Origin of the sequence: Pantoea sp. JZ29 (genome assembly GCF_035190385.1) — a bacterium.
Classification (GTDB): Bacteria; Pseudomonadota; Gammaproteobacteria; order Enterobacterales; family Enterobacteriaceae; genus Pantoea; species Pantoea stewartii.
Genome location: NZ_CP045243.1, coordinates 24,323 through 49,049, shown reverse-complemented (window position 1 = coordinate 49,049; position 24,727 = coordinate 24,323). Strand labels below are relative to the sequence as shown.

Annotated in this window: 20 protein-coding genes, 2 pseudogenes and 1 riboswitch; of the genes and pseudogenes, 14 read left to right on the top strand and 8 right to left on the bottom strand. The window is 51.8% G+C overall.

Annotated elements, in window-relative coordinates; all coding sequences use genetic code 11:
* Positions 1 to 318: 318 nt before the first annotated feature.
* Positions 319 to 1,728, bottom strand: coding sequence for a flagellar filament capping protein FliD (gene fliD, locus GC090_RS22000; protein ID WP_324022151.1), 1,410 nt, complete (start codon positions 1,726 to 1,728; stop codon positions 319 to 321).
* A gap of 943 nt (positions 1,729 to 2,671) precedes the next feature.
* Here fliD and GC090_RS21995 point away from each other — a divergent pair.
* From GC090_RS21995 to GC090_RS21980, 4 genes are all read left to right on the top strand, one after another.
* Positions 2,672 to 3,601: a flagellin N-terminal helical domain-containing protein gene (locus GC090_RS21995; RefSeq protein WP_324022150.1), complete on the top strand. Its 930-nt coding sequence runs from the start codon at positions 2,672 to 2,674 to the stop codon at positions 3,599 to 3,601.
* 559 nt (positions 3,602 to 4,160) lie between these two features.
* On the top strand, positions 4,161 to 4,484 hold the full coding sequence (locus GC090_RS21990) for a hypothetical protein (protein ID WP_324022148.1): 324 nt from the start codon (positions 4,161 to 4,163) through the stop codon (positions 4,482 to 4,484).
* 582 nt (positions 4,485 to 5,066) lie between these two features.
* Complete coding sequence (gene dapB / locus GC090_RS21985; RefSeq protein WP_324022146.1) at positions 5,067 to 5,867, top strand: 4-hydroxy-tetrahydrodipicolinate reductase; 801 nt, start codon at positions 5,067 to 5,069, stop codon at positions 5,865 to 5,867.
* A 653-nt stretch (positions 5,868 to 6,520) separates the two neighbouring features.
* Positions 6,521 to 8,410 (top strand): methyl-accepting chemotaxis protein, encoded by a 1,890-nt coding sequence (locus GC090_RS21980; protein WP_324022144.1) that lies wholly within the window; start codon positions 6,521 to 6,523, stop codon positions 8,408 to 8,410.
* 214 nt (positions 8,411 to 8,624) lie between these two features.
* Here GC090_RS21980 and GC090_RS21975 read toward each other — a convergent pair whose 3' ends face one another.
* From GC090_RS21975 to GC090_RS21960, 4 genes are all read right to left on the bottom strand, one after another.
* Positions 8,625 to 8,867 carry a hypothetical protein gene (locus GC090_RS21975; RefSeq protein WP_033737190.1) on the bottom strand — a complete coding sequence of 81 codons (243 nt, stop codon included), beginning with the start codon at positions 8,865 to 8,867 and terminating at the stop codon, positions 8,625 to 8,627.
* A gap of 648 nt (positions 8,868 to 9,515) precedes the next feature.
* The gene (attM, locus tag GC090_RS21970) at positions 9,516 to 10,307 is read right to left on the bottom strand and encodes an AttM family quorum-quenching N-acyl homoserine lactonase (protein ID WP_324022143.1); all 792 of its coding nucleotides are present in this window, start codon (positions 10,305 to 10,307) and stop codon (positions 9,516 to 9,518) included.
* 61 nt (positions 10,308 to 10,368) lie between these two features.
* A complete protein-coding gene (locus GC090_RS21965; protein ID WP_324022141.1) occupies positions 10,369 to 11,529 on the bottom strand; it encodes an iron-containing alcohol dehydrogenase in 1,161 nt (386 codons plus the stop codon).
* 28 nt (positions 11,530 to 11,557) lie between these two features.
* Positions 11,558 to 13,012 carry an NAD-dependent succinate-semialdehyde dehydrogenase gene (locus GC090_RS21960; RefSeq protein ID WP_324022139.1) on the bottom strand — a complete coding sequence of 485 codons (1,455 nt, stop codon included), beginning with the start codon at positions 13,010 to 13,012 and terminating at the stop codon, positions 11,558 to 11,560.
* 69 nt (positions 13,013 to 13,081) lie between these two features.
* Here GC090_RS21960 and GC090_RS21955 point away from each other — a divergent pair, with 69 nt between their 5' ends.
* The 3 genes and pseudogenes from GC090_RS21955 to GC090_RS21945 all read left to right on the top strand — a co-directional run bounded on the left by GC090_RS21955 (position 13,082) and on the right by GC090_RS21945 (position 16,727).
* A complete protein-coding gene (locus GC090_RS21955) occupies positions 13,082 to 13,885 on the top strand; it encodes an IclR family transcriptional regulator (RefSeq protein ID WP_324022137.1) in 804 nt (267 codons plus the stop codon).
* 237 nt (positions 13,886 to 14,122) lie between these two features.
* A pseudogene (locus GC090_RS21950) lies at positions 14,123 to 14,584 on the top strand (DUF2254 family protein); the annotation flags it as partial.
* A gap of 148 nt (positions 14,585 to 14,732) precedes the next feature.
* Positions 14,733 to 16,727 (top strand): BCCT family transporter, encoded by a 1,995-nt coding sequence (locus GC090_RS21945; RefSeq protein WP_088900809.1) that lies wholly within the window; start codon positions 14,733 to 14,735, stop codon positions 16,725 to 16,727.
* A gap of 87 nt (positions 16,728 to 16,814) precedes the next feature.
* Here the strand turns inward: GC090_RS21945 and GC090_RS21940 are convergent.
* A pseudogene (locus GC090_RS21940) lies at positions 16,815 to 17,200 on the bottom strand (potassium transporter TrkG); the annotation flags it as partial.
* A gap of 37 nt (positions 17,201 to 17,237) precedes the next feature.
* Here GC090_RS21940 and GC090_RS21935 point away from each other — a divergent pair.
* On the top strand, positions 17,238 to 17,378 hold the full coding sequence (locus GC090_RS21935) for a hypothetical protein (protein ID WP_324022135.1): 141 nt from the start codon (positions 17,238 to 17,240) through the stop codon (positions 17,376 to 17,378).
* A gap of 119 nt (positions 17,379 to 17,497) precedes the next feature.
* Here the strand turns inward: GC090_RS21935 and GC090_RS21930 are convergent, their stop codons facing one another.
* Positions 17,498 to 17,626, bottom strand: coding sequence for a hypothetical protein (locus GC090_RS21930; RefSeq protein WP_416381891.1), 129 nt, complete (start codon positions 17,624 to 17,626; stop codon positions 17,498 to 17,500).
* A gap of 15 nt (positions 17,627 to 17,641) precedes the next feature.
* Positions 17,642 to 18,811: a Na+/H+ antiporter NhaA gene (gene nhaA / locus GC090_RS21925; protein WP_324022133.1), complete on the bottom strand. Its 1,170-nt coding sequence runs from the start codon at positions 18,809 to 18,811 to the stop codon at positions 17,642 to 17,644.
* A gap of 35 nt (positions 18,812 to 18,846) precedes the next feature.
* Between nhaA and GC090_RS21920 the strand changes: the two genes are divergently transcribed.
* From GC090_RS21920 to GC090_RS21895, 6 genes are all read left to right on the top strand, one after another.
* On the top strand, positions 18,847 to 18,987 hold the full coding sequence (locus tag GC090_RS21920) for a hypothetical protein (protein ID WP_170934940.1): 141 nt from the start codon (positions 18,847 to 18,849) through the stop codon (positions 18,985 to 18,987).
* A 92-nt stretch (positions 18,988 to 19,079) separates the two neighbouring features.
* A riboswitch (Fluoride riboswitch) is annotated at positions 19,080 to 19,148 on the top strand.
* 70 nt (positions 19,149 to 19,218) lie between these two features.
* Complete coding sequence (locus GC090_RS21915; protein ID WP_206115213.1) at positions 19,219 to 20,121, top strand: DHHA2 domain-containing protein; 903 nt, start codon at positions 19,219 to 19,221, stop codon at positions 20,119 to 20,121.
* Between the two features lie 2 nt (positions 20,122 to 20,123).
* The gene (locus tag GC090_RS21910; protein ID WP_324022208.1) at positions 20,124 to 20,549 is read left to right on the top strand and encodes a universal stress protein; all 426 of its coding nucleotides are present in this window, start codon (positions 20,124 to 20,126) and stop codon (positions 20,547 to 20,549) included.
* Positions 20,550 to 20,559: 10 nt separating this feature from the next.
* Positions 20,560 to 21,852: a phosphopyruvate hydratase gene (eno, locus tag GC090_RS21905; RefSeq protein ID WP_324022131.1), complete on the top strand. Its 1,293-nt coding sequence runs from the start codon at positions 20,560 to 20,562 to the stop codon at positions 21,850 to 21,852.
* Between the two features lie 70 nt (positions 21,853 to 21,922).
* Complete coding sequence (crcB, locus tag GC090_RS21900; RefSeq protein ID WP_072208368.1) at positions 21,923 to 22,297, top strand: fluoride efflux transporter CrcB; 375 nt, start codon at positions 21,923 to 21,925, stop codon at positions 22,295 to 22,297.
* Positions 22,298 to 22,677: 380 nt separating this feature from the next.
* The gene (locus tag GC090_RS21895) at positions 22,678 to 24,318 is read left to right on the top strand and encodes a methyl-accepting chemotaxis protein (protein WP_324022129.1); all 1,641 of its coding nucleotides are present in this window, start codon (positions 22,678 to 22,680) and stop codon (positions 24,316 to 24,318) included.
* The last annotated feature ends 409 nt before the right edge of the window (positions 24,319 to 24,727 follow it).

Here is a 24,727-nt window from a genome sequence, read left to right as displayed (position 1 = left end):
TTTTAAAACAATACTCTGGTCTGGAATGTCATCTCATCTCAGGCCAGATGTATCCACGCCAGTATTTCATTTAACTTATGAACATTTATAGAAATTTATAACCGAGGCGAAGAAAGATTTATGAATTTTATGAGGGCTCAGACTCTGCTCAAAAAGACAGGAAGTTAAAGCCTGTATAGTTATATCATTTTTCATTTAGGTTTTGTGCAGGAAGCTCTCTCTCAGGGCTTTTTCTGCACAAAACCTTCTTCTCTCAGATTTCAGAGTCAGTACACACAAAAGCTGGCATGGGTCCTGCGCCTGTTCATAGCTAAATTGTCAGCTACGTATGTTGAGCTTGGCGAACTGAGACTTAAGGTATGTCGAAGTTTGAGTCATCGACGATACCATTTTACTCAAGGCCGTAAACTGGGTTTTATAACGCGCCATCGTTGCTTCAATCCGTTCATTCATGCGTGTGTAATCATCTGATACTTTCTTGAGTGACCTGTTTATCCCATCAGTTGCATTGTTTAACGTCCCTCCCGAGCCGATCATGTCATCGATTTTTTTGACAATTTGTGTAGCAAAACCGGTAGTTTTACCGTCACCTGCAAAAAACGTCACAACATCTGCACTCTTATCACTAAGATGCTTATCCAGCTTTTTACTGTCAACGGTGAGTTTACCGTTGACATCCTGGGTAATTCCAAGTGCTGACAGTGTCGAAATACTGCTGCCAGTTTGAGTCGAAGAAAGCAGTCTGCGCAGGCCGGTTTGCATGTTGCGTAGTGCGTTGTCACCCAGCAATGCACCGTTGCTGTTATCCTGTGCAGCACCTGCTTTGACCGCTGTATATTTAGTCTGGCCGGCGATGGTTGTCTGAAGAGAATTATAGGCATCTACCCAGGCCTGAATGGCGGTAGTCATCGGCTGATTATCTTTGCTGACGGAGAGCGTTTCAGGGGCTGAAGCATCAGTTTTTTTTATAAGATTCAGCGTTACGCCTTCTGGTGCATCCGTAATTGAGTTGCTGCTGCGGGTAACAATAACGCCATTGATTTTGACTATGGCATCCTTTGCTGCGGTCTGCTCGGTCATGCCATTACTGCTTCCCCCTTTACTGTATGTAAGGATCTTACCAAGAGAACCATCTGAGGTACTGACTGCCATTGCATTCGATGTTCCGGTATCGCGCGACGTCAGAGAGAGATAGAAGGTTTTGTCATCTGCCTTAATGATACTGGCGTTCACACTTCCCTGTTGTTTGTTAATTGCATCCCGAATGGCGGAAAGACTGGTCTGGTCCTTTCCAAGTGTCACCGTGAGAGGCGTCTTATTGCCACTTTGAGTGATTGTAATGGTTCGGGAGGAAAGGCTGCTGTCTCCAAGCTCTGCGGTTTTTGATGAAACCGATCTGGACAACAGAGAGTGTGCAGATGCCAGTTGATTCACATCAACTGAATATGTACCTGCACTGGCAGTACTCGATAGCGTGGCGCTGAAGGCTGAATTTGTACTCGTGACTTTTGCAGAAGCTATACCGGCCGCATCTTTGAGTGCGGCTGCAGCACTCTTAACTTTGCTGAGTCCTGTCTGTACTATTCCCCACGAGGTAAGCTTGGCTTTATATGAAACCTGGCGGGCTATAAGAGGCTTAAGCTTTGTCTGTTCAGCAGCTTCAAGTTTGTTATAGAGACTGTCAAGATCGAGGTTTGTTCCTGCCCCGAGCGCGCTTATACTGGCCATCGTTCATTCCTTAAATATTTTACAAGAAATTGAAAACGGTCGTTGCTACAACAATCATTTATTATTTACAACGACTGAGGGGGTCCTGTTTAAAAGGTTTGTTCGTCCTTATTTTTTCTGAAATTTTTATTTATTTAAGTCATTGCATAATTTCCACCTTGAATCTTCATGTGCAAAGCGATGGTTTTACAATGTGCTGACTCTTATTTCAGTGATGTTGCATATTTCATTTCCTGGACGATATCATGCATTCGAACCTTTACTCCTTTACAGGCGTTAATTAAGGGTTGTGAAGTTAATGGCAAATTTCAAATTATCCTGTAACGTAAAATGATAAACAACAGACTTCGTCTAATTCCCCTATATCAAATGAATTTTCCCATGATGAATCTGCCATCATTAAAGACCTGTTAAAATAATAATTTGATAGAGCTAATTTCCTTATCGCACTTACAATAACACTTAGTATTGTACCTTATGTTTTCGAGAGTTAGTAAAATTCATTTTGGATGTTGCTTTGAACGCGTTTAGAAAAATATCACATAAAAATTTACAGGAGGAAGATAAAACTATTTTCTCAATCTTGCAACCACCCAGATAATTAATAAAACTTAAACAGGATAATCCATACACGCTCCATAAAACTAGCACACTCTCTACATAATTATGTAATAGCATTTTTATTCAACTAAAGATCAATTGAAGAAATGTGATTGTCAGGGTTGTGAAATTGTAGTTGATTTAGGTGATTTTCTAATTCTGAAGAATTAAAAACTCCTGCGACAGTGATTTTTAGGCGTTTTTTATGTGACTGACAGACTTTCGGGGCAAAAAAAAATAATTTTAAATTTAATTAAAGTTTTCCGAAGGACAGCCGATTAATCTTGTGTCACTCCGACAAATGGATTTAATCATCCTGAAAATTTGACTTAAGGAAAATACTATGGCTGTTATTAATACCAACACACTGTCTCTGGTAACGCAAAATAATCTGTCTAAAGCACAGTCTTCTTTGGGTACAGCTATTGAACGCCTGTCTTCCGGCTTACGTATTAACAGTGCCAAGGACGATGCCGCGGGTCAGGCTATTGCAAACCGCTTTACCTCTAACATTAATGGCCTGGGCGTTGCAGCCCGTAACGCTAACGACGGTATTTCCCTGTCACAGACCGCTGAAGGCGCACTGACCGAAGTCAACAATAACTTGCAGCGTGTCCGTGACCTGACCGTTCAGGCACAAAACAGCTCTAACTCAGCCTCTGATATTGATTCAATTCAGTCTGAAGTCAACCAGCGTATGCAGGAAATCGACCGCGTTACCAAGCAAACCGACTTTAACGGCATCAAAGTACTGAATACCGGTTCAGGCAGCACCACCTATAACTTCCAGGTTGGTGCAAAAGACGGCGAGACCATTGGCATTGCCTTAAGCGCAAGTGACGGGTTTAACCTGGCAGCAGCCGGCCAGTCTGGCTCCACGCAGAATACCAGTTCCACTTCCGGTCAGACAGTTAACGGTAATGCGCGTTCGACCTCAGCTGTTGGTTTCGACGTGCTCAAGGGTGCAGTAACAGGCGGTGCAACTGGTTCTGCAGGCGGCACCACGCCGCTTGCAGATATCGATAAGGCCATCAAAGCGGTCGACAATCAGCGTAGTTTGCTGGGTGCATCTCAGAACCGCTTCCAGTCCACTATCAGTAATCTGAACAATACCGTGACTAACCTGACCGCTGCCCGCAGTCGTATTCAGGATGCGGACTACGCGACGGAAGTATCGAACATGTCCCGCTCGCAGATCCTGCAGCAGGCTGGTTCTTCAGTGCTGGCGCAGGCAAACCAGGTACCACAGACCATGTTGTCTCTGCTGCGTTAATCTGGCAGGTCGTAACGTTGATGCAGCCCGGCCGATAAACAGTATTCTATCGGCCTTTTAAAAGAATTGATTTTCAATTCATGTATACGCAGCGGTGAATCTCCCTAAGCGGCGGGGCACGCGGTCAGGAACTGCCATGGTGCGAATAAGGGCGACCTCACTTTATTCACCGGGAGGCACCCGGCATCGCTGCAACTGTAAATGCTTCACATTTTGTGAAGCATTTATTTGCTTTTCGCTTCTGCTACACAACGGACAGCCAATGAAAAAGAACTGTGTAATGGCAACTGGGCATTGGCTAGATTAGATATTTTCAAAAAGACTGAGGGCTCAGTTAACCCGATGGATATTAAATTATTACGGATAATACAGGGATTTCCGAGCCAGTGAGAATATTATCTTTCATATTCTTCCTTCGACACCCTCATGAATTATTAAGACTAAGTGCTCCCAGGGTGGAGGTCAGGAGTGGAACGATGCGAATGAAAGAGGACCTCTTTTAAAGTCACAAAAATGCCTTTATTTCTGTACAGCAGCAAATGTTTCAGGACACATCTGAATGTATGGAACAGGATATTCTTTGAAAGTAAATACAGCAGTCGAGAAATGTGCTAAAAAGATCAGGCAGACAGCAGGGGCTTACCAGTCTGATGGAAACCTGATTGCTGCAAAACGAAGCGTCGACCTCGCCCTAAGTGAGCTGGCAAATCTGTACTGCAAACAGCCTGATTTGCAGATCATCAACTGGGGAAAGTTGCTTCTATCGCTTGAGTCATACTATAACCCCTGCAGTGATAAGCGCTGGCTGACAGTCATAAAATATGCCAGAGCAAAAGCATGTGCACGCAGGGCTGACAGGCTTTATAAGCTGAAAATAGAATGACAGCCCGTTACTGCACCGGACGTGGGCAGATCCCCTGTTTAAATTCCCCCCGGCCCGGAGCACGTTCATAAAATAATTTTATAAATAAAAATGCTGTAACATAATCCGCCCTTGACACTAAGCAGACTTTGAAAGGTAGGATAGTTTGTAAGTGAAAAGTAGACAGCCCGGATTATCAGTATTTAATTGTCTGTGACTTTTTGTCTAGACTTCTGCATTAACGCTTCGCTAACCCCCTCTCCTGTGAGCACAGCGGTGTTCACCTCCTAAGCATTTTCCATTGGCATGGCGATAATCCTTGGAGCCCTGTCAGGCAAGGCATCCCAGCCAGCGCGACATTGTTCCGGCTGACCGCATCGGACTTAACCTTCTCCGCGCCGCTCCTCTTTCTTTTGCCGCAGACAGGAGGGGTTATTGTGTGGCTCCGCGTCCGATGAATGGAGTGTACTACCTGAAGCGGAGCCTGACGCAAAGGGACACTGACAACGTCATGGACGGTTTTGCACTTACTCCGCACCTCCAGCATTGATAAACGTCACTGAGGTCTGGTAGAACATTTAAAAAATGCGGAGGCACATCTGAATGCTGAAAATTATTGTAGCCGGGGCTACAGGTTGGGTGGGGCGTGATCTCATCGCCGAAATTTTATCCAGTAATGATTTGATGCTTGCTGGCGCCATAGCCCGTAAGGGTGCCGGAAAAGACATCGCCAGCTACCTCGGAATGGACGAATGTGGCGTCGTGATTTCTGACGCACTGAGTGATGAATTAGCCGCTTCTGCTGATGTTCTCATTGACTATACCGCCGCAGCGGTCGCCAGAGAAAACTGCAAAGTTGCCCTCAAAAATGCCTGCGCCGTGGTGATTGGCACCTCAGGGCTTCAGTCGGACGACTTCGCTGCGATTGACGCCAGTGCCAGAGAGTACGGTGTGGGCGTCATCGCCGCCGGTAATTTTTCAGTGACGGCCGTATTAATGAAACGGTTCGCACTTGAGGCCGCCCGTTACCTTAACGATGTTGAAATCGTGGAGTATGCATCGCCAGGCAAGAAAGACACGCCTTCGGGCACCTCTCTGGAGCTGGCTGACGCCTTGTCTGCAGTCCGCCGACCAGGGACCAGCCTTGCCGTCGATGCGCTTGAAGGGTTCCGGACCACCCGTGGGGCGGCGCTTGGTCGGGAAGAGCCGGTGCAGGTACATTCCGTGAGGCTTCCTTCGTACTCCCTGTCAGTTGAAACACTCTTTGCTGCCGACGACGAAAGGCTGAGTATCAGGCATGATGCCGGCTCTTCAGCCCGTCCCTATGTGATGGGGACGTTACTTGCGACGCGACACGTCATAAAAATCAGCGGCTTAATCAGGGGCATCGAAACGCTCATGTAGGGCAGGAACAGGCTTTTTGTCTGGCTTAAAACCCAACCGATACGTCCGGCAGGCCTTATTCCTGGAGTCCTGCTCTCAGAGCCGGTGAACCTTTCACCGTCCGGAACGGCTGCCCCTCTTTTGTCAACACCGTCACCGGCTTGTGTTCGCCGGGTGCGTCGCACTGATGAGGGCGGTCACTGCCTTCAGTAACGCCTCCGTACAGGTTTTTTGTCCTGTCAGGGACGGCGTGCAGCCATCTCCTTCCCCTGTTATCCACAGCCCGGTGCATAAACCGGCCGAAACCCTGTGGACAATCGTCTGTGCATCCTGAAAATTACCACAAATTAAGATTGTTCGCAAAATAACCACCCACACTTCAGCGTATCAGTTCATGAGTCTGCACAGCCGGGCGGCACGCCTGTAAAGGCCTGTAAGCTGTAAATCGAAGCCCTCAGTTAGTCCTTCCCAGCCCTTATGGTGTTCTGAAGATGATGCCATAGCGCCGGTTAGAAGCGAAACGCAGGGACGTCCGCGAAAGACGGTTATGTAATACCGCTAACTGATAAGAAACATTTGCCACTAAAACCATGTAAAAAACAGAACCGCTTGCCGATAGTTACCTGTGGTTAGCAAATACAGACACAGGCAAAAACTTACAAAAAAGAGCGTTTATGAAAATTTCCACCCGTCTTGCCGCAGGTTTTGGCCTGCTCATCGTCCTTTTTATACTTTTTGCAGGCGTTGCCCTGCATGCACTCCGCCAGGCTAGTGAAGAGATGGATACTGCCGTAAGAATCCGGGTATACCGGCTTACTCTGCTACGGGATATGGGGAATAGTTTCCGAGATATCTCTGTCGCCGTCAGGAACATCCCCTTACTCACCGATCCTGAAGATAAAAGGGCCCAGATGGAGCGGGTCAGCAGTCTGTACAGGCTTTACTACGGAAACCGGGAGCTGCTGATGAAAAGCATGTCTGAGAACAATGCTGCCGAAGAAATAAAGGCACTTAAGGATCTGCTTGATGTGGATGACCCGACGATGAAAATGCTCATTGTCGCGTCTCAGACTGCCATTAACGCCCCTCTGACGGAAACCGTGGACTATCTGAAAACAACCGTGCGGCCACAGCAGATTAAGATGCTTGGCGCGCTGAATCGTCTTTCAGACATGCAGAAAAAGGCTACCGAACAAAGCGTCTTCGACGCCAGAGCATCGCTTTCACACATGGCAATACTGATGGCGGTGATGGTGCTTTTCTCCGTTCTTATCGCCCTCCTCATTTGTGTTACAACGATTCGTATGCTGATGCGCCAACTGGGCGGTGAGCCCGCGCAGGCGCAGGCGCTGGCCGCCACCATCGCGTCCGGTGACCTGACCACCCCGGTCACACTCCGCAGAAATGACACAACCAGCCTGCTGGCTTCACTCGATACCATGCAGGCCAACCTGCGCGGCCTGGTGTCGCAGATAAAGGACGCCTCGGCTTCCGTTTCTCGGGCCGCCAACGAAATCGCGCAGGGCAACACCGAGCTGTCATCACGGACTGAAGAGCAGGCCGCCGCTCTGCAGGAGACCGCCGCGAGTATGGAGCAGTTGACGCAGCTCGGCATGACGGTTAAAAACAACGCAGAGAACGCCCGTCAGGCAGGCCAGCTGGCGGTCAGCGTGCGTGACGTGGCAGGCAAAGGCAGTGAGGCTACCGCAGCCATCAGCGGCACTATGAAATCCATCAGCGAAAGCTCCGGGCGCATCGCTGAAATCACCTCCGTCATCGACGGCATTGCCTTCCAGACCAACATCCTTGCGCTGAATGCCGCCGTTGAAGCGGCCCGCGCCGGTGAGCACGGCCGGGGCTTTGCGGTGGTGGCAAGCGAAGTCAGGTCTCTGGCACAACGCAGCGCCTCTGCTGCGGGTGAAATACGCCAGCTGATTGCAGCCAATGCCGATACTGTGGGACAGGGCAATGAACGGGTGGTTCACGCTTCTGAAACCATGTCAGGTATCCTTGCGGCGGTCGGGAAGCTGTCGGATATCCTTGCGCTAAATGCCGCCGTGGAAGCGGCCCGTGCCGGTGAACACGGCCGGGGTTTTGCGGTGGTGGCAAGCGAAGTCAGGTCACTGGCGCAGCGCAGCGCCTCTGCTGCGGGTGAAATACGTCAGCTGATTGCAGCCAATGCCGATACGGTGGGACAGGGTAATGAGCGGGTGGTTCACGCGTCTGAAACCATGTCAGGTATTCTTACGGCGGTCGGGAAGCTGTCGGATACGGTGGAAGAAATCAATGCTGCCAGTGCCGAACAGGCGCGCGGCATTGAGCAGGTGGGCATTGCCGTCACGGAAATGGACGCGACCACCCAGCAGAACGCCTCGCTGGTAGAAGAGTCGGCTTCCGCGGCTGCGAGCCTCAGGGAGCAGGCGGAGTTACTTCTGCAGGCGGTGTCTGTGTTCAGTCTGGGCAGCCAGTCCATACCTGCTGCTGTTCATGCGCCCACTCCATCTGCGAGTGCGGCAGTTAAAGCCCACGTGGAGACTAAAGACGACGGCTGGACACATTTCTGATTACAGCACCGCGCCTCATTCAGCAGATTCTGAATAAGAACGGAACCCTCTCCGGTTCGACGGAGGGGGGGCAGGAGCTCAGACCAGGTGACCAGTACCCCGCATATCAGTACATTCTGATGTTAGCAATGTCCGCTTCTGGCACAAAGCGGACGCTAAAATCTCTTCCTTTGTCCGCTATGAGCGAGGAGCGGACATTGATATGTGGTCTGTGCTATGTAGATTGTTCTTGCTTCACTGGCGGGAGAGATATCCTCGCCTCCGAAATCAGTTTTTCCACTGCTTCTAGAGGGATATTCTCTTCGTAGCAGGTCAAAAAGAATTCGTGTGTAACATCCGAATAGAAAACTTCAGCAATTTGCCGTAAAGGAGATGTCTCGCGGACAGATAATTCCAGAAACATGCCATTACGTAATATGTCGCTTCCAAGACTCAGTTCAAATTTAATTTGAGACATATTATACGAATTCCTTCTTTTCAATGACGCAAAACATTTTGCGTTAGTGATATCAAAAACAATTTGGTCAGGATACAGCGGAATAATATTCCGATCACGTTAATCTCAACTACAAAGCCATTCTATGAGTAATCCTGAAATCGTCATAACACGCCAACGTCCGCTCCTGGCACAAAGCGTACATGCTGACTGAGCTGTAGGTCCGCTATGAGCGAGGAGCGGACCTTTACAATTTCTGCAGCAGACAGCGATTTTGCTGAAGTAGTTGAAAATTGATTGAGCTGAAGTTGCTCATTTCATGCTCTTCACATAAAGCAGCAACCTCAAGAAGGGGGGACTTAACTTCACGGGTCATACGATGAAATGAGTCATTGGCACGTCAGTTTCCGGACCATAACTGTTAACAATTCACCAGCAACTACACGTTGCTCTTGCCGTACCCATCCTGAATTTCTATATAATCTTTAATCTGCACGCTTTATCCACAGGAACGGCGCATTATTCTCAGTTATCAGCGCTGTGAGGTGACTCACCCCCCGGCAACCTGTCATCAGGGCCATAGAATAAAAATCGAAGCAGTATAAACCTGCCTCGATTTTTGAGAGTGGCTTAACCCACGTGGTTACTGCCCCAACCGGACGGCATTATTCAGGAATAGTATTCAGGGGCTTTTTTGAGTTCAGACCAGGCGTCAGGATCGTGACCGGTCACCACCAGCGCACCGGCACGTTCGGCCACGGCACGCAGTTTTTGCACGGAACGCACGGAATCCACCGCTGAGGCCAGAAAACCCGGCAGCGCTTTTTGTTCCCAGTGATCGCGGGTATAGGCCGCATCGATAGTCAGTAACAGCGGCTGGCTGTTGGGCAACCGCACCAGAAAAGACTGATGGCCGGGCGAGTGTCCTGGCGAAAATACCGTGGTCAGCGTGCCGTCACCATAGATGTCATAAAAATCATCGTCGGTGCCGTTCAAAAACTGCCAATCAAGTCCAGGGCGATCGTAATCTTTGCGGATGTAGCCGCCGGCCGCGAACCAGTCCGGGGTAAAGGCATATTCATATTCGATGCGCTGGACAATATGGCGGGCATTTGGGAAGCGGCCAATCGCACCAGTGTGGTCAAGATGCAGGTGAGACTGCACTACGTATTTAACATCTGCCGGGTCAATGCCCAGAGCTTTGATCTGATCGACACAGCCCTGATCTTTATCGAGCACCGGCCAGTAAACATCACAGATGCCTCCCCAGTAGGCTCTGGGATCGGTTGCCACTTCAACGGCATTGCCACCATCAATAATGGTATGTCCGTCAGGATGGGTGATCAGGAAAAAGGGAACCGGGATTTCATAGTCCGCTCCCGCGCCCTGATTCATCTTAATGTTATGCACCTTACACTTCAGCGTACCGGACTGGAGCATGTAGAGACGGATATCTTTCATACTGAATATTCCTCTGGTCGTTAGCGTGGTTAAAGTGATGCGTTATTTTTAATTATTGAAATCAGAATGCTTCGCGATACAGATTTAGCGCGTCGTGCTCATGAACCTCGACAGGATTGTTGGTCAGTAAACGCGTTTGCAGCATGGCATCCGCAGCCAGACGTGGCAGGCTCGCTTCCGTTACCCCGACATCCCTTAACCGGCGAGGCGCGCCACTTTGCTCCATCAAATGCAGCATAAAGTCGACAAATGCGGTTGAGCGAGCTGCTGCACCACCGCTACCGGGTACATTGAGCACGTCAGCCAGTTCGGCATACAGCGGCGCGGCCGCAGTGGCATTAAAACGAAGCACTGGTCCAAGCATCAGCGCGTTAGAAAGACCATGCGCGATGTGATAATGCCCACCCAACGGATAAGCCAGAGCATGCACGGCGGCGACCGGCGAATTGGAAAACGCCTGCCCGGCCAGCGTAGCACCCAGTAACATCCCTTCTCGTGCGGCGCGATGGCTCCCATCCTGACAGGCGTGAATCAGATTTGCGCCCAGCAGGCGTAATGCCTCACGGGCCAGCGCATCAGAAAGCGGGTTTTTCTTGTGCTTACTGGTGTAGGCTTCGATGGCATGAACCATTGCATCAATACCGGTTGCGGCGGTGTGAATTTGCGGCAGTCCGAGCGTCAGTTCCGCATCAAGCAGCACAAAATCTGCGTAAAGTTGAGGTGAAACCACGCCCATCTTGGTGGTTTCGCCAGTAGTGATAATGGCAATGTTGGTGACTTCTGAGCCGGTCCCGGCGGTGGTTGGAATCAGCACCATTGGCAGACGCGACCCGGTGACCTTGTCGATGCCGTACATCTCCGCCAGCGGCTGATCGCTGTGCGCCAGCACCGCGGTGACTTTAGCAATATCAAGCGAAGATCCCCCGCCCAGCCCGATAATAATATCGGCCCCGACCTGTTTAACGACCTCGACGCAACGGTATACGACGGCTTCCGGCGGATCGGCCACAACCTCATCAAAAACGGTGATGCTAAAGCCCGCCTCTTCAAGATTTTTTGTGATGGGTGCAATCAGTCCCGCTTTGATTAATCCGGCATCGGTAATCAGCAATGCGTTACGCTGAGTGAACCGTGCCGTCAGATTGGTGCCCAGTTGCTGTGCTCCTCCCCATTTCATTTCAATGGAAGACACCGTACGAAACTCAAATGTATTGATCGTCATATCGCCTCCTGTCAGTCACGTGTGGTTATCAGGCAATCTCTGAGCACAGATATTTAATTTCCAGATACTCATCAATGCCGTGATGCGATCCTTCCCGGCCAAGACCGGATTGTTTAACGCCGCCAAACGGCGCGACTTCGTTTGAAATCAGTCCCGTGTTATGACCTACCATGCCGTATTCCAGCGCTTCCGTAACTCGCCAGGTACGGCGCACATTTTCGGTGTAAAAATAGGCTGCCAGGCCAAATTCTGTATCGTTCGCCATCGCAATCACCTCATCTTCCGTGGTGAAGCGAAAAAGCGGTGCCACCGGGCCAAAGGTCTCTTCACGGGCTACTTTCATCTGCTGAGTGGCACCGGTCAGTATCGTGGGTTCAAAAAACGTACCGCCCAGCGCGTGGCGTTTTCCGCCCGTAACCAGCGTTGCCCCTTTTTCCAGCGCATCGGCGATATGTTCCTCCACCTTACTCACCGCACTGTCATCGATAAGCGGGCCGATCGTCACATCAGGCTGTTGTCCGTCGCCCACTTTCAGGGCCGCCACCCGTTCTGCAAATCGGCTGGCAAACGCCTCATAGATTCCAGACTGAACGTAGATACGATTGGAACAGACGCAGGTCTGTCCGGCGTTGCGGTATTTTGAGGCCAGAGCCCCCTCAACGGCGGCATTGATATCGGCGTCATCAAAGACGATAAACGGGGCGTTACCGCCCAGTTCGAGCGAGAGTTTTTTAATGGTGGGCGCGGACTGCGCCATCAAAATGCGTCCTACTTCTGTTGAACCGGTAAAAGAGAGCTTACGAACAACATGACTGCCGGTAAGTACACCGCCAATCTCGTGCGCATCGCCGGTAATCACCTGAAAGACCCCTGGCGGAATGCCCGCCTGCATCGCCAGCCAGCCAAGTGCCAGCGCCGTGAGCGGCGTCTGTTCTGCCGGTTTGACAATCATGGTGCAGCCAGCAGCCAGCGCCGGTGCGGCTTTGCGGGTGATCATCGCGGCCGGGAAATTCCATGGTGTAATCGCCGCACACACGCCGACAGGCTGCTTGATCACCACAATGCGTTTGTTGGTTGTTGGAGCAGGAATGGTTTCACCGTAAACACGTTTGGCTTCTTCGGCAAACCACTCAACAAAGGAGGCGGCATACAGCGCTTCGCCACGGGCTTCTGCCAGAGGTTTGCCCTGTTCAGCCGTCATCAGCAGCGCAAGATCGTCAGCATGGGCAACGATGAGATCAAACCAGCGGCGCAAAAGTGCAGTGCGTTCTTTGGCGGCCCGTTGACGCCAGCCGTTGAATGCCGTCTGTGCAGACTTAATAGCGTTGGTGGTATCCAGCGCCGACATCGCGGGCACGGAAGCAATAATGTCACCCGTGGCCGGATTATTGACTTCAATTACGCCACGATCCTGAGCCTGAACCCATTCGCCATTAATCAGACAACGTGTCTGAAGCAGGTCTGGATTTTTCAGTTGAATCATCTACAATCCCCTTTAGCTGGTTCAATATATTGAACTTATATCTTGATACTGAACTTACTGCGAGGGATTATGTCAGGGGATTCTTTAACAAAAAGCGATCAACCACACAAAAAAGTTGACACAGTTCCTGCTTTGCGTCGTGCGGTTAATATCCTTGATTTGGTCGCTGCATCAGGTGGCGTGATGTCGGCTACCGACATCACGAGGACATTGTCTCTGCCCAAAAGTACCGTCCACGGCCAGCTTCATGCGCTGACAGACCTGGGTTTGCTGGTCAAGGCGGCAGAAGGCACTTATCGCCTCGGCCCTCACCTGATGCGCTGGGCTGAAGGGTTTCTGTCACAGATGGATATCGTCTCGATGTTTCGGGACTATTTTGCTGCGGACACTTTGCTGGCGGGTTACACCATCACCCTTACGGTGCTGGACCGCAATGAAGTGGTTTATGTTGGCTGTCGCGATGCAGAGAAAGCGCTCGGTCATACCTTTCGCATCGGCATGCGTCTGCCCGCTCCTTTCACCGCGACAGGTAAAATGCTGCTTTCACGGCTTTCTGATAATGAACTCGATGCGCTTTTTACCGCGCACTTTCCCTCACCCATGACAGCGAACAGCGTGGACAGTCTTGAAACGCTGAAGCAGGAACTGGCTGTTATCCGCGAACGTGGTTTTTCAATCGATAACGGCCAGGTTCATGCCGCCATGACCTGCATAGGCGCAGCCATATACGATCATTCAGGACGGGCTATTGCGGGGATTGCCACAAGCTTCCTGAGCAGCGAGGCGAAAGATGGCTTGCTGGAAAGTCTGGGCCAGAAGATTCGCCATGCTGCTACACTGCTCTCTGCACGTTGTGGTTACGCGCCAGTCTGATTATTACGGCGCACAACTGAAACAGTTTGGGTAAAAGATCACTCTATTAATCTGCATCTCCACGGCACTGTGACCTGCTTACCCCGCAGATTAACACATCCCGATGTTTTATCTGAATTTGCATATAAAAATAACCAGAGTCTGTATCTGAATGTCCGTCCCGGTGCTTTTTTGCACTTTTCTCTTACGATTTTATATACGCTAAAGGTCTTATCCTAAGAGCAGAAACAGGAATTATGGGTAGCCTTTACGGTTGCAGGACAGCGCTCATTTGATCAGGACCCGCGCTTTGGGCTGAGTGTGCTTTCGGAGATTGCATCGCGTGCTCTCTCACCTGCCGTGAACGATCCGGGAACCGCCATTGACATCATCGGCCGCGCTGTGCGTCTTTTCTGCTCCCCGGTAGAAGCCGGGGAAGGCTCAACCCCTTATCCCCGATTATTCCTGCGCCCGGCCGACATCAGTAACCTGTTTGACGGCATATTCACGCCAATAGCACGCGATGGTGCTGCACTGGTAGAAGTGCATATCCGGCTTCAAAAGGCTTCTCTGGCACTGGCGCAGTATAAACCAGCCGTGTACGCAACCCATGCCAGGAGACACTCACGGCAGGCTCTGAATCGGGCAAGAAAGGCGCTTGTTCTCAGGGACGATATTCTCCGACTGGAGGAACTGGCTGTCGGTATTATCAAATGCTGATCTGATGTTAAACAGTGGCTGATATTCCGCTTTTAATGAGAGGGACGTGTAAAGATGCGTTGAAAAACTGCGCGATCGGGATACTTCGCTTTTACTGCTTTATACGGATTGTTACATTTGGTGCTCATTCAATCAAAACAGGAACGATATGACTTCTCACGAATCCGACATAAAAGCTAAACGCATTCACATAAACCCGCCTGTTTTCTTCACGTCTGCAGCACTGATAGTTGTACTGGTTGTTTTTGCCGCTGTGTTTCCGGAGCAGGCAGAAATCCGGCTTGGAACCCTTCAGAATGCCCTTTTTGCCAATGCCAGCTGGTTTTACATTCTTGCTGTTGCAGTCATTCTTCTCACAGTCGCTTACCTGGGGCTGTCTCGCTACGGTGACATTAAACTGGGGCCGGATCATGCTGAACCGGATTTCAGCTATCACTCATGGTTTGCCATGCTTTTTTCTGCAGGGATGGGGATCGGGCTGATGTTCTTCGGCGTGGCGGAGCCTGTTATGCATTATATGTCGCCACCAACAGGTACGCCGGAAACGGTGCAGGCAGCGAAGGAAGCACTGCGCATTACTTTTTTCCACTGGGGACTTCACGCATGGGCCATCTATGCCATCGTTGCTCTTATCCTGGCATTCTTCAGCTATCGTCACGGCCTGCCGCTTACGCTTCGCTCCGCACTATACCCGATCATCGGAAATCGCATTTACGGCTGGATGGGCCACGCTGTAGATATTTTTGCGGTGATTGGTACCGTGCTGGGTGTGGCAACATCTCTGGGTTATGGTGTGCTGCAGGTAAATGCAGGACTGAACCATTTGTTTGGCGTGCCCGTTAACGCAACCATGCAGGTCATTCTGATTGTGGTCATTACGGGACTTGCCACACTTTCGGTGGTATCTGGTCTGGATAAGGGTATCCGTATCCTCTCTGAGGTGAATCTTTCTCTTGCTGTACTGCTGTTGATCCTTGTAGGGGCGCTCGGGCCAACGGTATTGCTGCTGAAATCCTTTGTTGAAAACACCGGCGGCTACCTTTCTGAACTGGTGACCAAAACGTTTAACCTTTACGCGTATGAACCGAAATCCAGTAAATGGCTCGGTGGCTGGACGCTCTTCTACTGGGGATGGTGGCTGGCATGGTCACCGTTCGTGGGAATGTTCATTGCGCGCGTTTCGCGGGGGCGAACCATTCGGGAATTTGTCACGGGTGTGCTGTTCGTGCCTGCTGGCTTCACCCTGCTTTGGATGACTTTTTTTGGTAACAGCGCTATCTGGCTGATTATGCAGAAAGGTGCAAGCGATCTGGCGCAGACCGTGCAGTCTGATCAGACGCTGGCGCTCTTTAATTTCCTTGAGCACTTTCCGTTCAGCTCCGTACTGTCGTTCATTGCTATGGCGATGGTTGTGGTTTTCTTTGTCACTTCAGCGGATTCCGGTGCGATGGTTGTGGATACGCTGGCATCAGGTGGTACAGACAAAACGCCTGTCTGGCAACGTATCTTCTGGGCAGGGCTGATGGGCATTGTGGCCGTAACGTTGTTGCTCGCCGGTGGAATGAAAGCGCTTCAGACTGTCACCATCGCCAGCGCACTGCCGTTTGCCATCATTCTCATGATGTCGATTTACGGCCTGATTAAAGCACTACGTGTTGATGTATGGAAGCGTGAAAGTAAGCAGATAGCGACCATTGCGCCCACGGCGGCACGTAATCCCATTACCTGGCAGCGTCGACTGCGCAACATAGCCCACTTTCCGAAACGTTCACACGTTAAGCGTTTTATGACCGAGGTCATCTATCCCGCTATGCAAATGGTGGAAAAGGAGCTGGCAAAACAGAATACTGTTTCGCACACGAATGATGACGCGGATGACAGGATCCATTTTGAAGTAGATCTTGGTAATGAGCTTAACTTTGTTTATGAGATACGCCTGCGTTCATATATGCAGCCAACCTTTGCACTCGCAGGTATGTCGGATAACGACAGGGATGAAAAACATCGTTATTACCGGGCCGAAGTGTACCTGAAAGAGGGGGGACAGGATTATGACATTATGGGATGGACACAGGAGCAGATCATACACGATATCCTTGACCAGTATGAAAAGCACCTGCACTTCCTGCATATTGTACGCTAGCTGTCATTAACCCATTAACGCCTGAAAGAGGCGCTAAACACCTCTTTCAGGACGTCCGATTCACTCTCATCAGGCGTCCCGTTGTTCTCACGATCGCCAGAATAAACGAGAGCAAAGGATTAATACTGGATAGATTTCAAGTCGCCCTATCAGTATTGCTCCACACATCAGGTAATTGGCTGGGTTGCTAAGTGTGCCAAACGGCGAAGCGGTCTCGTCAAACCCCAGATCCATGTTGTTGATGCACGCAGCGACGGTCGCAAATGCAGTCAGTAAATCGTATCCCATCATATTCATTAGCCTCATAAGTAATGCAGTTATTACGGCATACAGGAATAAAACTGCTGACAGCTCTCAGCAACCTGACGCTTACGGCCGCAGAACCGACTTTGATGCTGAGTACAGCCGGGCATGTGCCAGCTGATGAAGTTCGTGCCGGCTCGGCAGAAAAGCACCAAGAAGCGCAGCGCCTGCGCCCGCAGTGAGACATGGTGGTCAATCAGGATCCCCATGATGGCCCGCAATGCGCCGCTGGCGATAACCCTACCGGCCTCCAAAGCCGAGCACCTTTGCCAACAGGGGCGGCTCAAAGAGCTGGACCCGCAGCGCGGTGGCCAGCTTGCAGGCATTGGCCGACGGAGAAAATGGTGAGCAGGTTCTTGATGAACAGGGAAAACTGCTCGACCCCAGACACCTCCCCGCTGAGCGGGATACTTATAATTTAAAACCGGCCTGCGCCGGTTTCTTTATGTACTGCGCTGGTTGACCCGCTAAGAAAGCTGGCCGGCAGTCTCTTTCATTTCGCTGTAACGTTCAGTGAGTTTATCACCCACCTCGCGGGTCAACAGGGTGAACTTCATCAGTTCCTCTGTCACACCCACAATGCGCCAGAGCTTCATGCAGCTGGTTTCAGTTTACTGCTGACGCTTAAGCAAAAGTATTAGCGCCCCAGCTGCCGCAGAGACTATGGAGCCAGCAAGCACGCCGACTTTTACTTCATCAACAAGCAGCGGACTTCCTGCAAAAGCAAGATTGCCGATGAAAAGGCTCATGGTGAATCCAATCCCGCACAGAACAGATACGCCGTATATCTGCAGCCACGAGCTGTTTTCCGGTTTTTTAGCCAGCCCTGTACTGATGGCAAGCAGTGAAAGGCCAAACACACCTGCCTGCTTGCCAAAGAACAGCCCTGCAGCGACGCCAACGGGAACGGGAGACAGGAGGTCGTCAGTGGTCAGGCCTGCCAGTGACACGCCCGCATTGGCAAAGCCAAACACAGGGAGAATGAGAAAAACCACCCAGGGTTCCAGACCATGCTCAAGCCGCTCCAGCGGTGATTCATGATTACTGCCCGTTCTCAGTGGGATAAAAAGCGCCATCAGTATACCGGCTACAGTGGCATGGACTCCCGACTGCAGCATAAAAAACCACATCACGAAGCCTGCCAGAAGATAAGGAACCAGACTTTTTACGCCACATCTGTTCATCATAAACATCAACAGTGCAGTCACTGCCGTACCGCCCAGCATTATGAGAGAGATATGGCTGGTATAAAAAATGGCAATAATTGCCACGGCACCCATGTCATCAAGAATGGCCAGTGCAGAAAGAAAAATCTTCAGTGATGCCGGAACCCGTTTGCCCAGTAACGTCAGAACTCCGAGCGCAAACGCAATATCCGTTGCAGCCGGTATGGCCCATCCGCGAAGCGTTTCCTCGTTGCCGCTATTGAAGCCGGCATATATCAGAGCGGGCAAGGCCAGTCCGCCCAGCGCGGCAAAACCCGGCAAGGCGCGCTGGCTCCAGGTGGCCAGTTGACCTGCGAGAAGTTCCCGTTTTATTTCCAGACCGACAAAGAGAAAAAAAATGGCCATCAGGCCGTCGTTCACCCAGTGTTCGACAGACAGCCCGGCTGCGTTGAATTTCAGTGCGGCTGCATATCCTCCACGCAGGGGTGAGTTAGCTACAGTGACAGCCGCTGCGGATGCAAGAATGAGAATGATGCCGCCTGCAGCCGGCGAGCTGATAAACTCACTGACAATCCCCGGGACATTTTTTTTACCTTGATTCATGGACTGTGGCATTCTGCCTCCCTGAATGGTCGTGAACAGAAAACTTCATGGCAGATATTCACAAAGCGATTATTCACAAACGTTTTGTTGCGATTTTGAAATTTTCCGACGCAGGTCTGCTACCGGAAGCCGTTGATAGATTGCTATTTTATCACGCCTTGCGCCCACTTCTTTTGCATCAGGGGTAAAGTCCGGTAAACACCGGCTCAGGTCTTAGCAAAAACACACTTGCAAAGAAGTTGGTCAGCCTGCTGACTTTTCCAAATCGTTGTTCTAAGATGAGATTAAAGGTGATGGCGTTCCACCTTTCCCAACCGCCCCTTTGTGGGCTGATGACGCCTGATATAACTCTTTAACCGGGGTATGTCAGGCCGCATTCCAGTTTTGCCTCTCATACCTCCCTTTCCGGGGAGATGCACATGATAAACGTTTTTGGTCACATCAATCCTGACAGCGATGCCATCTGCACTGCGGTGGTGACGGCGCACTGGCTTAATGCCACCCACCGGGAAGCCTGTGCCTGGCGGCTGGGCGAAGCAAACCGCGAGACCTGTTTTATCTTTTGTGAAGCAGGCCTTCAGCTGCCTGCTCTGTCACCGCCCAGGGCAGAGGGCACTGAGGTATGGCTGGTCGACTTTACCGAGCCAGCACAGGGGCCGGACTGGCTGTGTCACTGCAACGTGACGGGGATCGTCGACCACCACCGTCTGGGCGGTCTGGCCACGCGCCTGCCGCCGGAAGTCTGGATAAAGCCCGTTGGCAGCAGCGCCACGGTCCTCTGGCTGCTCATGAGCGAGGCCGAACGCAACAGTCTTCCACCTGCATTCAGCGTGTTACTGCTGGGCGCCGTACTCAGCGATACCGTCAATCTGCGCTCACCCACCACCACGGAAGACGATATCCGCACGGTGACCCAGCTCTGTGTCAGGTCAGGTGTGGACCGCAAATCTTTCGCCCGCCGCCTTCTCTCGGCCAAAACCGATACCGGCGGCCTCTCACCGCAGACCCTGATAGACAAAGACCTCAAGGGATTCATCATCGCAGGTACGGACGTGCGCATCTCGCAGGTCGAGGTCATGGACAGGTCGCAGCTCAGCGCACTGACTGAGCCTCTGCGGGCGTCGCTTTCATGGCTTGCCGGTCAGACCGGGGCGGGACTTGTGGTGCTGATGCTGACGAATATCACAGACAATTATTCCACGCTCTATTTTGCAGGGCCGGCGCTCAGCCAGACGGGCGCCTGCTCTGTTCCGGGTATGCTCAGCAGAAAAAAACAGCTTCTGCCGTGGCTGGAAACTCAACTCAATGAATGTCAGGAGTAATGATGAAACGTTATACGCATGCGCTTGTGCTCGTTCACGGCCGGAAAGACGGTGAGGTGCTGGTAAACACCGCGGCGGCGCTCGCCTGCCAGGCGGGTATTCAAATCACGCTCGCCCACGTCAGCGATGACTACCGGATGATGAATTACGTCTCCGACAGCCTGATGGATGACGTCGTGGCAGAGGCGGTCATCGGGGGGCAAGCGATGCTGAATGCACTGGCTGCATCAATGCCTGAGAACGTTGAAACGCGTGAACTGGTAACAATGCACCGGTTTGAAGATGTCGAAAAATGCATTGCTGAGCTCGGCATAGACCTCGTGATTGCTGGTCACCGCAACCGCTTTATGGGCCAGCTGACGTCGGGTTCTCTGGAGTATGTCAACCACCTGAACACCGACGTGCTTGTCACGCACCTGCCTCAGTAAGGAGATGAACATGAAAAGTTTTGTTCTTGATAAAGTCACTGCCCGGGAAATCCTGGATTCACGCGGGAACCCTACTGTCGAGGTTGAGGCATTCACCGCAGACGGCAGCCGTGCAAGGGCATCGGTGCCTTCAGGTGCCAGCACCGGCTCGCGCGAAGCGCATGAGCGACGGGACGGTGATGCGCACCGTTATGGCGGAAAGGGCGTACTTCATGCGGTCAATGCTGTGCATCAGGACATATCACCGGTGATTTCGGGGATGGACATCCGTGAGCAGCGAACTGTTGATGACGCAATGAGGGCTCTCGACGACACTGATAATAAAGGCCGGCTGGGGGCCAATGCCTTACTCGGCGTGTCCCTTGCCGTGGCCCGGCTGGCCTCAGACGTTTCCTGTCAGCCGCTGTACCGCTATCTGGGTGGACTGCGTGCAAACCTGCTGCCTGTCCCCTGCATGAACATCATTAACGGTGGCGTGCACGCCCGCGGCCAGGGGGCCGACTTTCAGGAGTTTATGATAGCCCCGCACGGTGCGGCCTCACTGACCGAGGCCGTTCGTCAGGGCAGCGAGGTCTGTCAGGCGCTGCGCCAGCTGCTGCTGTCAAAGAGCCTGTCAGCAGGGGTCGGGGATGAAGGCGGCTTTGCGCCACCTGTACGTTCAAACCGCGAACCGCTTGAGTACATCGTCCAGGCCATTGAGATGGCGGGGTATCGTCCGGGAGAAGACATCAGTATCTGCATGGATCCGGCCGCAAGTGAGTTTTACCGTGACGGCCGCTACCATCTCCGTACGGAATCAGCCTCGCTGAGCGCTGAGGAGATGACGGATTATTACCGCACACTGCTGGACGACTTTCCGGTCATCCTGCTGGAAGACGGCCTGGCGGAGGAGGACTGGAGTGGGTGGAAACACCTGCATCAGGCCCTCGGCGACCGCGTTGAGCTGGTCGGCGACGACATTTTTGTCACCAACGTAAAATACATCGAGCGCGGCATCCGGGAAGACCTTGCCAGTGCAGCGCTCATTAAGCTCAATCAGATTGGCACGCTGAGCGAGACGTTCGATGCCGTATCTCTGTGTCACGAAAACGGATGGGGAGCATTTATATCCCACCGCAGTGGTGAAACCATGGATACCTTCATCGCGGATATGACGGTGGCCCTGCGGGCCGGTCATCTGAAAACCGGGGCGCCCTGTCGGGGAGAGCGCATCGAAAAGTACAATCAGCTGATGCGCATCGAGCAGGAACTGGGGGCTGAGGCGCGTTATGCGGGTATTAACGCTTTTGTACGCCGTAAATAAAATAAGCCTGTCAGAGCGGGCATCCGTTATATTTTCGTGTTTATTTTAACCAGAGAAAAGGAGTGATGCAGTGAGTCAGCTGTTAGCAATTATGGTCGGTGGTGCGGTAGGGTGTGTCATCCGCTGGTTTTTTGGCATAAAGCTGAACAGCCTTTTCCCGTCACTCCCGCCCGGCACGCTCGTCGTTAACCTTCTGGGCGCGTTTATCATTGGGGCAGCGGTGGCGTATTTTCTTCGCCATCCGCATCTCGATCCGGCCTGGAAGCTCCTCATCGTTACCGGCCTCTGCGGTGGACTGACAACGTTTTCCACATTCTCAGTTGAGATATTTACCCTGCTCCAGGCGGGGAGCTACGGCTGGGCACTGGCGTCAGTTTTTGTTCATGTGACCGGCTCGGTACTTATGACGGCAGCCGGCTTTTACCTCGTCACGCTACTTTTCTGAGTCTGAGTAAGCCTGAATCTTTACTGTTACTGTTACTGGCCGCAGACGCTCCGGATACGGACCGAATCGTCTGTGGCCAGCCCTTTCAGTCCTGTTGCCGCTTTTGCTTTGTAGGTTCAGGATAATTCAGCTGTAGCAGGCTTTGTCACTGCGGGCCCGAAAGCACATCACTGTCGTTTAAAGTGTGCTGAACGTAGCGCTTCATAACTTACTGTCACGATAACCCGTTAAAATTTTCCCGCTCGCGGCCGATAACATCACTGCAGGCTCTGCGCGTTTCAGTGCCTTACGTCTATAACGCCCCGTTTTGAGGGGATAATTCTCTCATCCGCTTTCGCTTCGCCTGACGGGCGGCGGCTGACTTACGTCCTGGGAAAAATATGAACAACATCAGAATCGGAATCCGTCTCGGAGCCGCGTTTGGCTTTATGGCGCTTCTTGTCATCTTTATGGTGCTGATTGGCATCATTAAGCTGAACTCACTCGGCCAGATCAATGATGAAATATCGGGCAGTCTTTACAGCAAAGCCTCTTCCTCATCATCATTACGCTATTACACTTCAGACATGAGCCGGCTGGCACGAAATGCCATTCTCCTGAAAGATGAGTCTAAACGGGAGAAGGCCATCAGTGATTACCGTAGAGAAAGAACTGAAGTAAACGGCCTTATTGAGCTCATCGGGAAACAGGTTAACTCACCACAAGGGAAAGACATCTTTAGTCGGCTTAAAACCAACGCTGAACTGTTCCTGCCTTTCATTGATGACGTTGTTGCCCTCGCTCAGCAGGGGAAAAGCGATGAGGCTACGCAGCTCCTTTTCGGACCGCGTTACCAGACGCAGGGCGACTACATGGCTTCGCTGAAAGAAATGCAGAATTTTCAGGAAGGCCGCATGAAATCAGCATCAGAGAAAGCGCGTGAAGACCGTTCGGGTGCGATTATGATGCTCACCGCCGCAGGGGTGGTTGCTCTTCTTCTGGCAGCGGTTTCCGCCTGGTTCATTACCCGCAGCATTACCCGCCCGCTTCTTGAGGCTGTTGAGGCCGCGGGACGTGTGTCACGTGGTGACCTGACTGGAACAGTACATGCCGAGCACAAAGACGAAACAGGCCGCCTGCTTCTGGCCATCCGTGATATGCAGGACTCACTGATTAACACGGTGAGCCTGGTCAGAAATAACGCGGAAAGCGTGGCATCGGCGAGCACGCAGATTGCACAGGGCAACGCTGACCTTTCACAGCGGACGGAGGAGCAGGCCAGCGCACTTGAGCAGACGGCAGCAACCATGACGCAACTCGGGATGACGGTTAAAAACAATGCTGACAATGCGCGTCAGGCAGGTCAGCTTGCTGTCAGCGTTCGGGACGTAGCGAACAAAGGCAGTGAGGCCACCGGTGCCATCACCGGCACCATGAAATCCATCAGTGAAAGCTCCGGACGCATTGCCGAAATCACCGCAGTAATTGACGGGATTGCATTCCAGACCAACATTCTTGCGCTGAATGCGGCGGTGGAAGCGGCCCGCGCGGGTGAGCACGGCAGAGGATTTGCGGTGGTGGCGAGTGAAGTCAGGTCACTGGCGCAGCGGAGTGCAACGGCTGCCGGCGAGATACGTCAGCTCATAGAGACCAACGCACGCAGTGTCGGTGAAGGTAATGAACTGGTGTTAAACGCCTCAGAAACCATGAAAGACATTCTGTCTGCGGTCGGCAGACTGACGGATACGGTCGAGGAAATCACTTCAGCCAGCTCAGAGCAGGCTCGTGGTATTGAGCAGGTAGGAATAGCGGTGACTGAAATGGACAGCACCACGCAACAGAATGCGTCACTCGTTGAGGAATCTGCGTCAGCTGCTGCCAGCCTGAAAGAGCAGGCTAACCTGCTGCTGCAGGCCGTGTCAGTATTCAGCTTGGGCGGTCAGAGCGGCCCTTCGGTTTTATCCCCTGTCGCTCCGGCACGTCTTCCGGCGGCGGTCATTAATAAACCTGAAACAACGGACGACGGCTGGACACATTTCTGATTAAGGCACTGCGAATCATTAAGCAGATTCAGAGTAAGTACGGAACCCTCTCCGGTTCGACGGAGGGGGTGCAGGAGACCAGACCAGGTAACCAGTACCCCGCATATCAGTACATTCTGATGTTAGCAATGTCCGCTTCTGGCACAAAGCGGACTTTTTGTTCTGAATTACCCCCTGTAGTTAGAGCCTGCATTCACTGTTACGCTTAAGCAGCATGAAGGTCCCAGATGACGTAAAAGATGGCTCAGATGCTGAACGGTGCCGTACACCCGGCGTAGCCGGTTAAAGCTGTATTAAACCAGCCTTACGTGACCTTTCCCTGAAGAGACCTGCATGCCATCAGCATCAGTTATTTCATGTATCACTATTAACCGCATTGAAAGGACTTTACGGGGCTGGCGACCTGAAG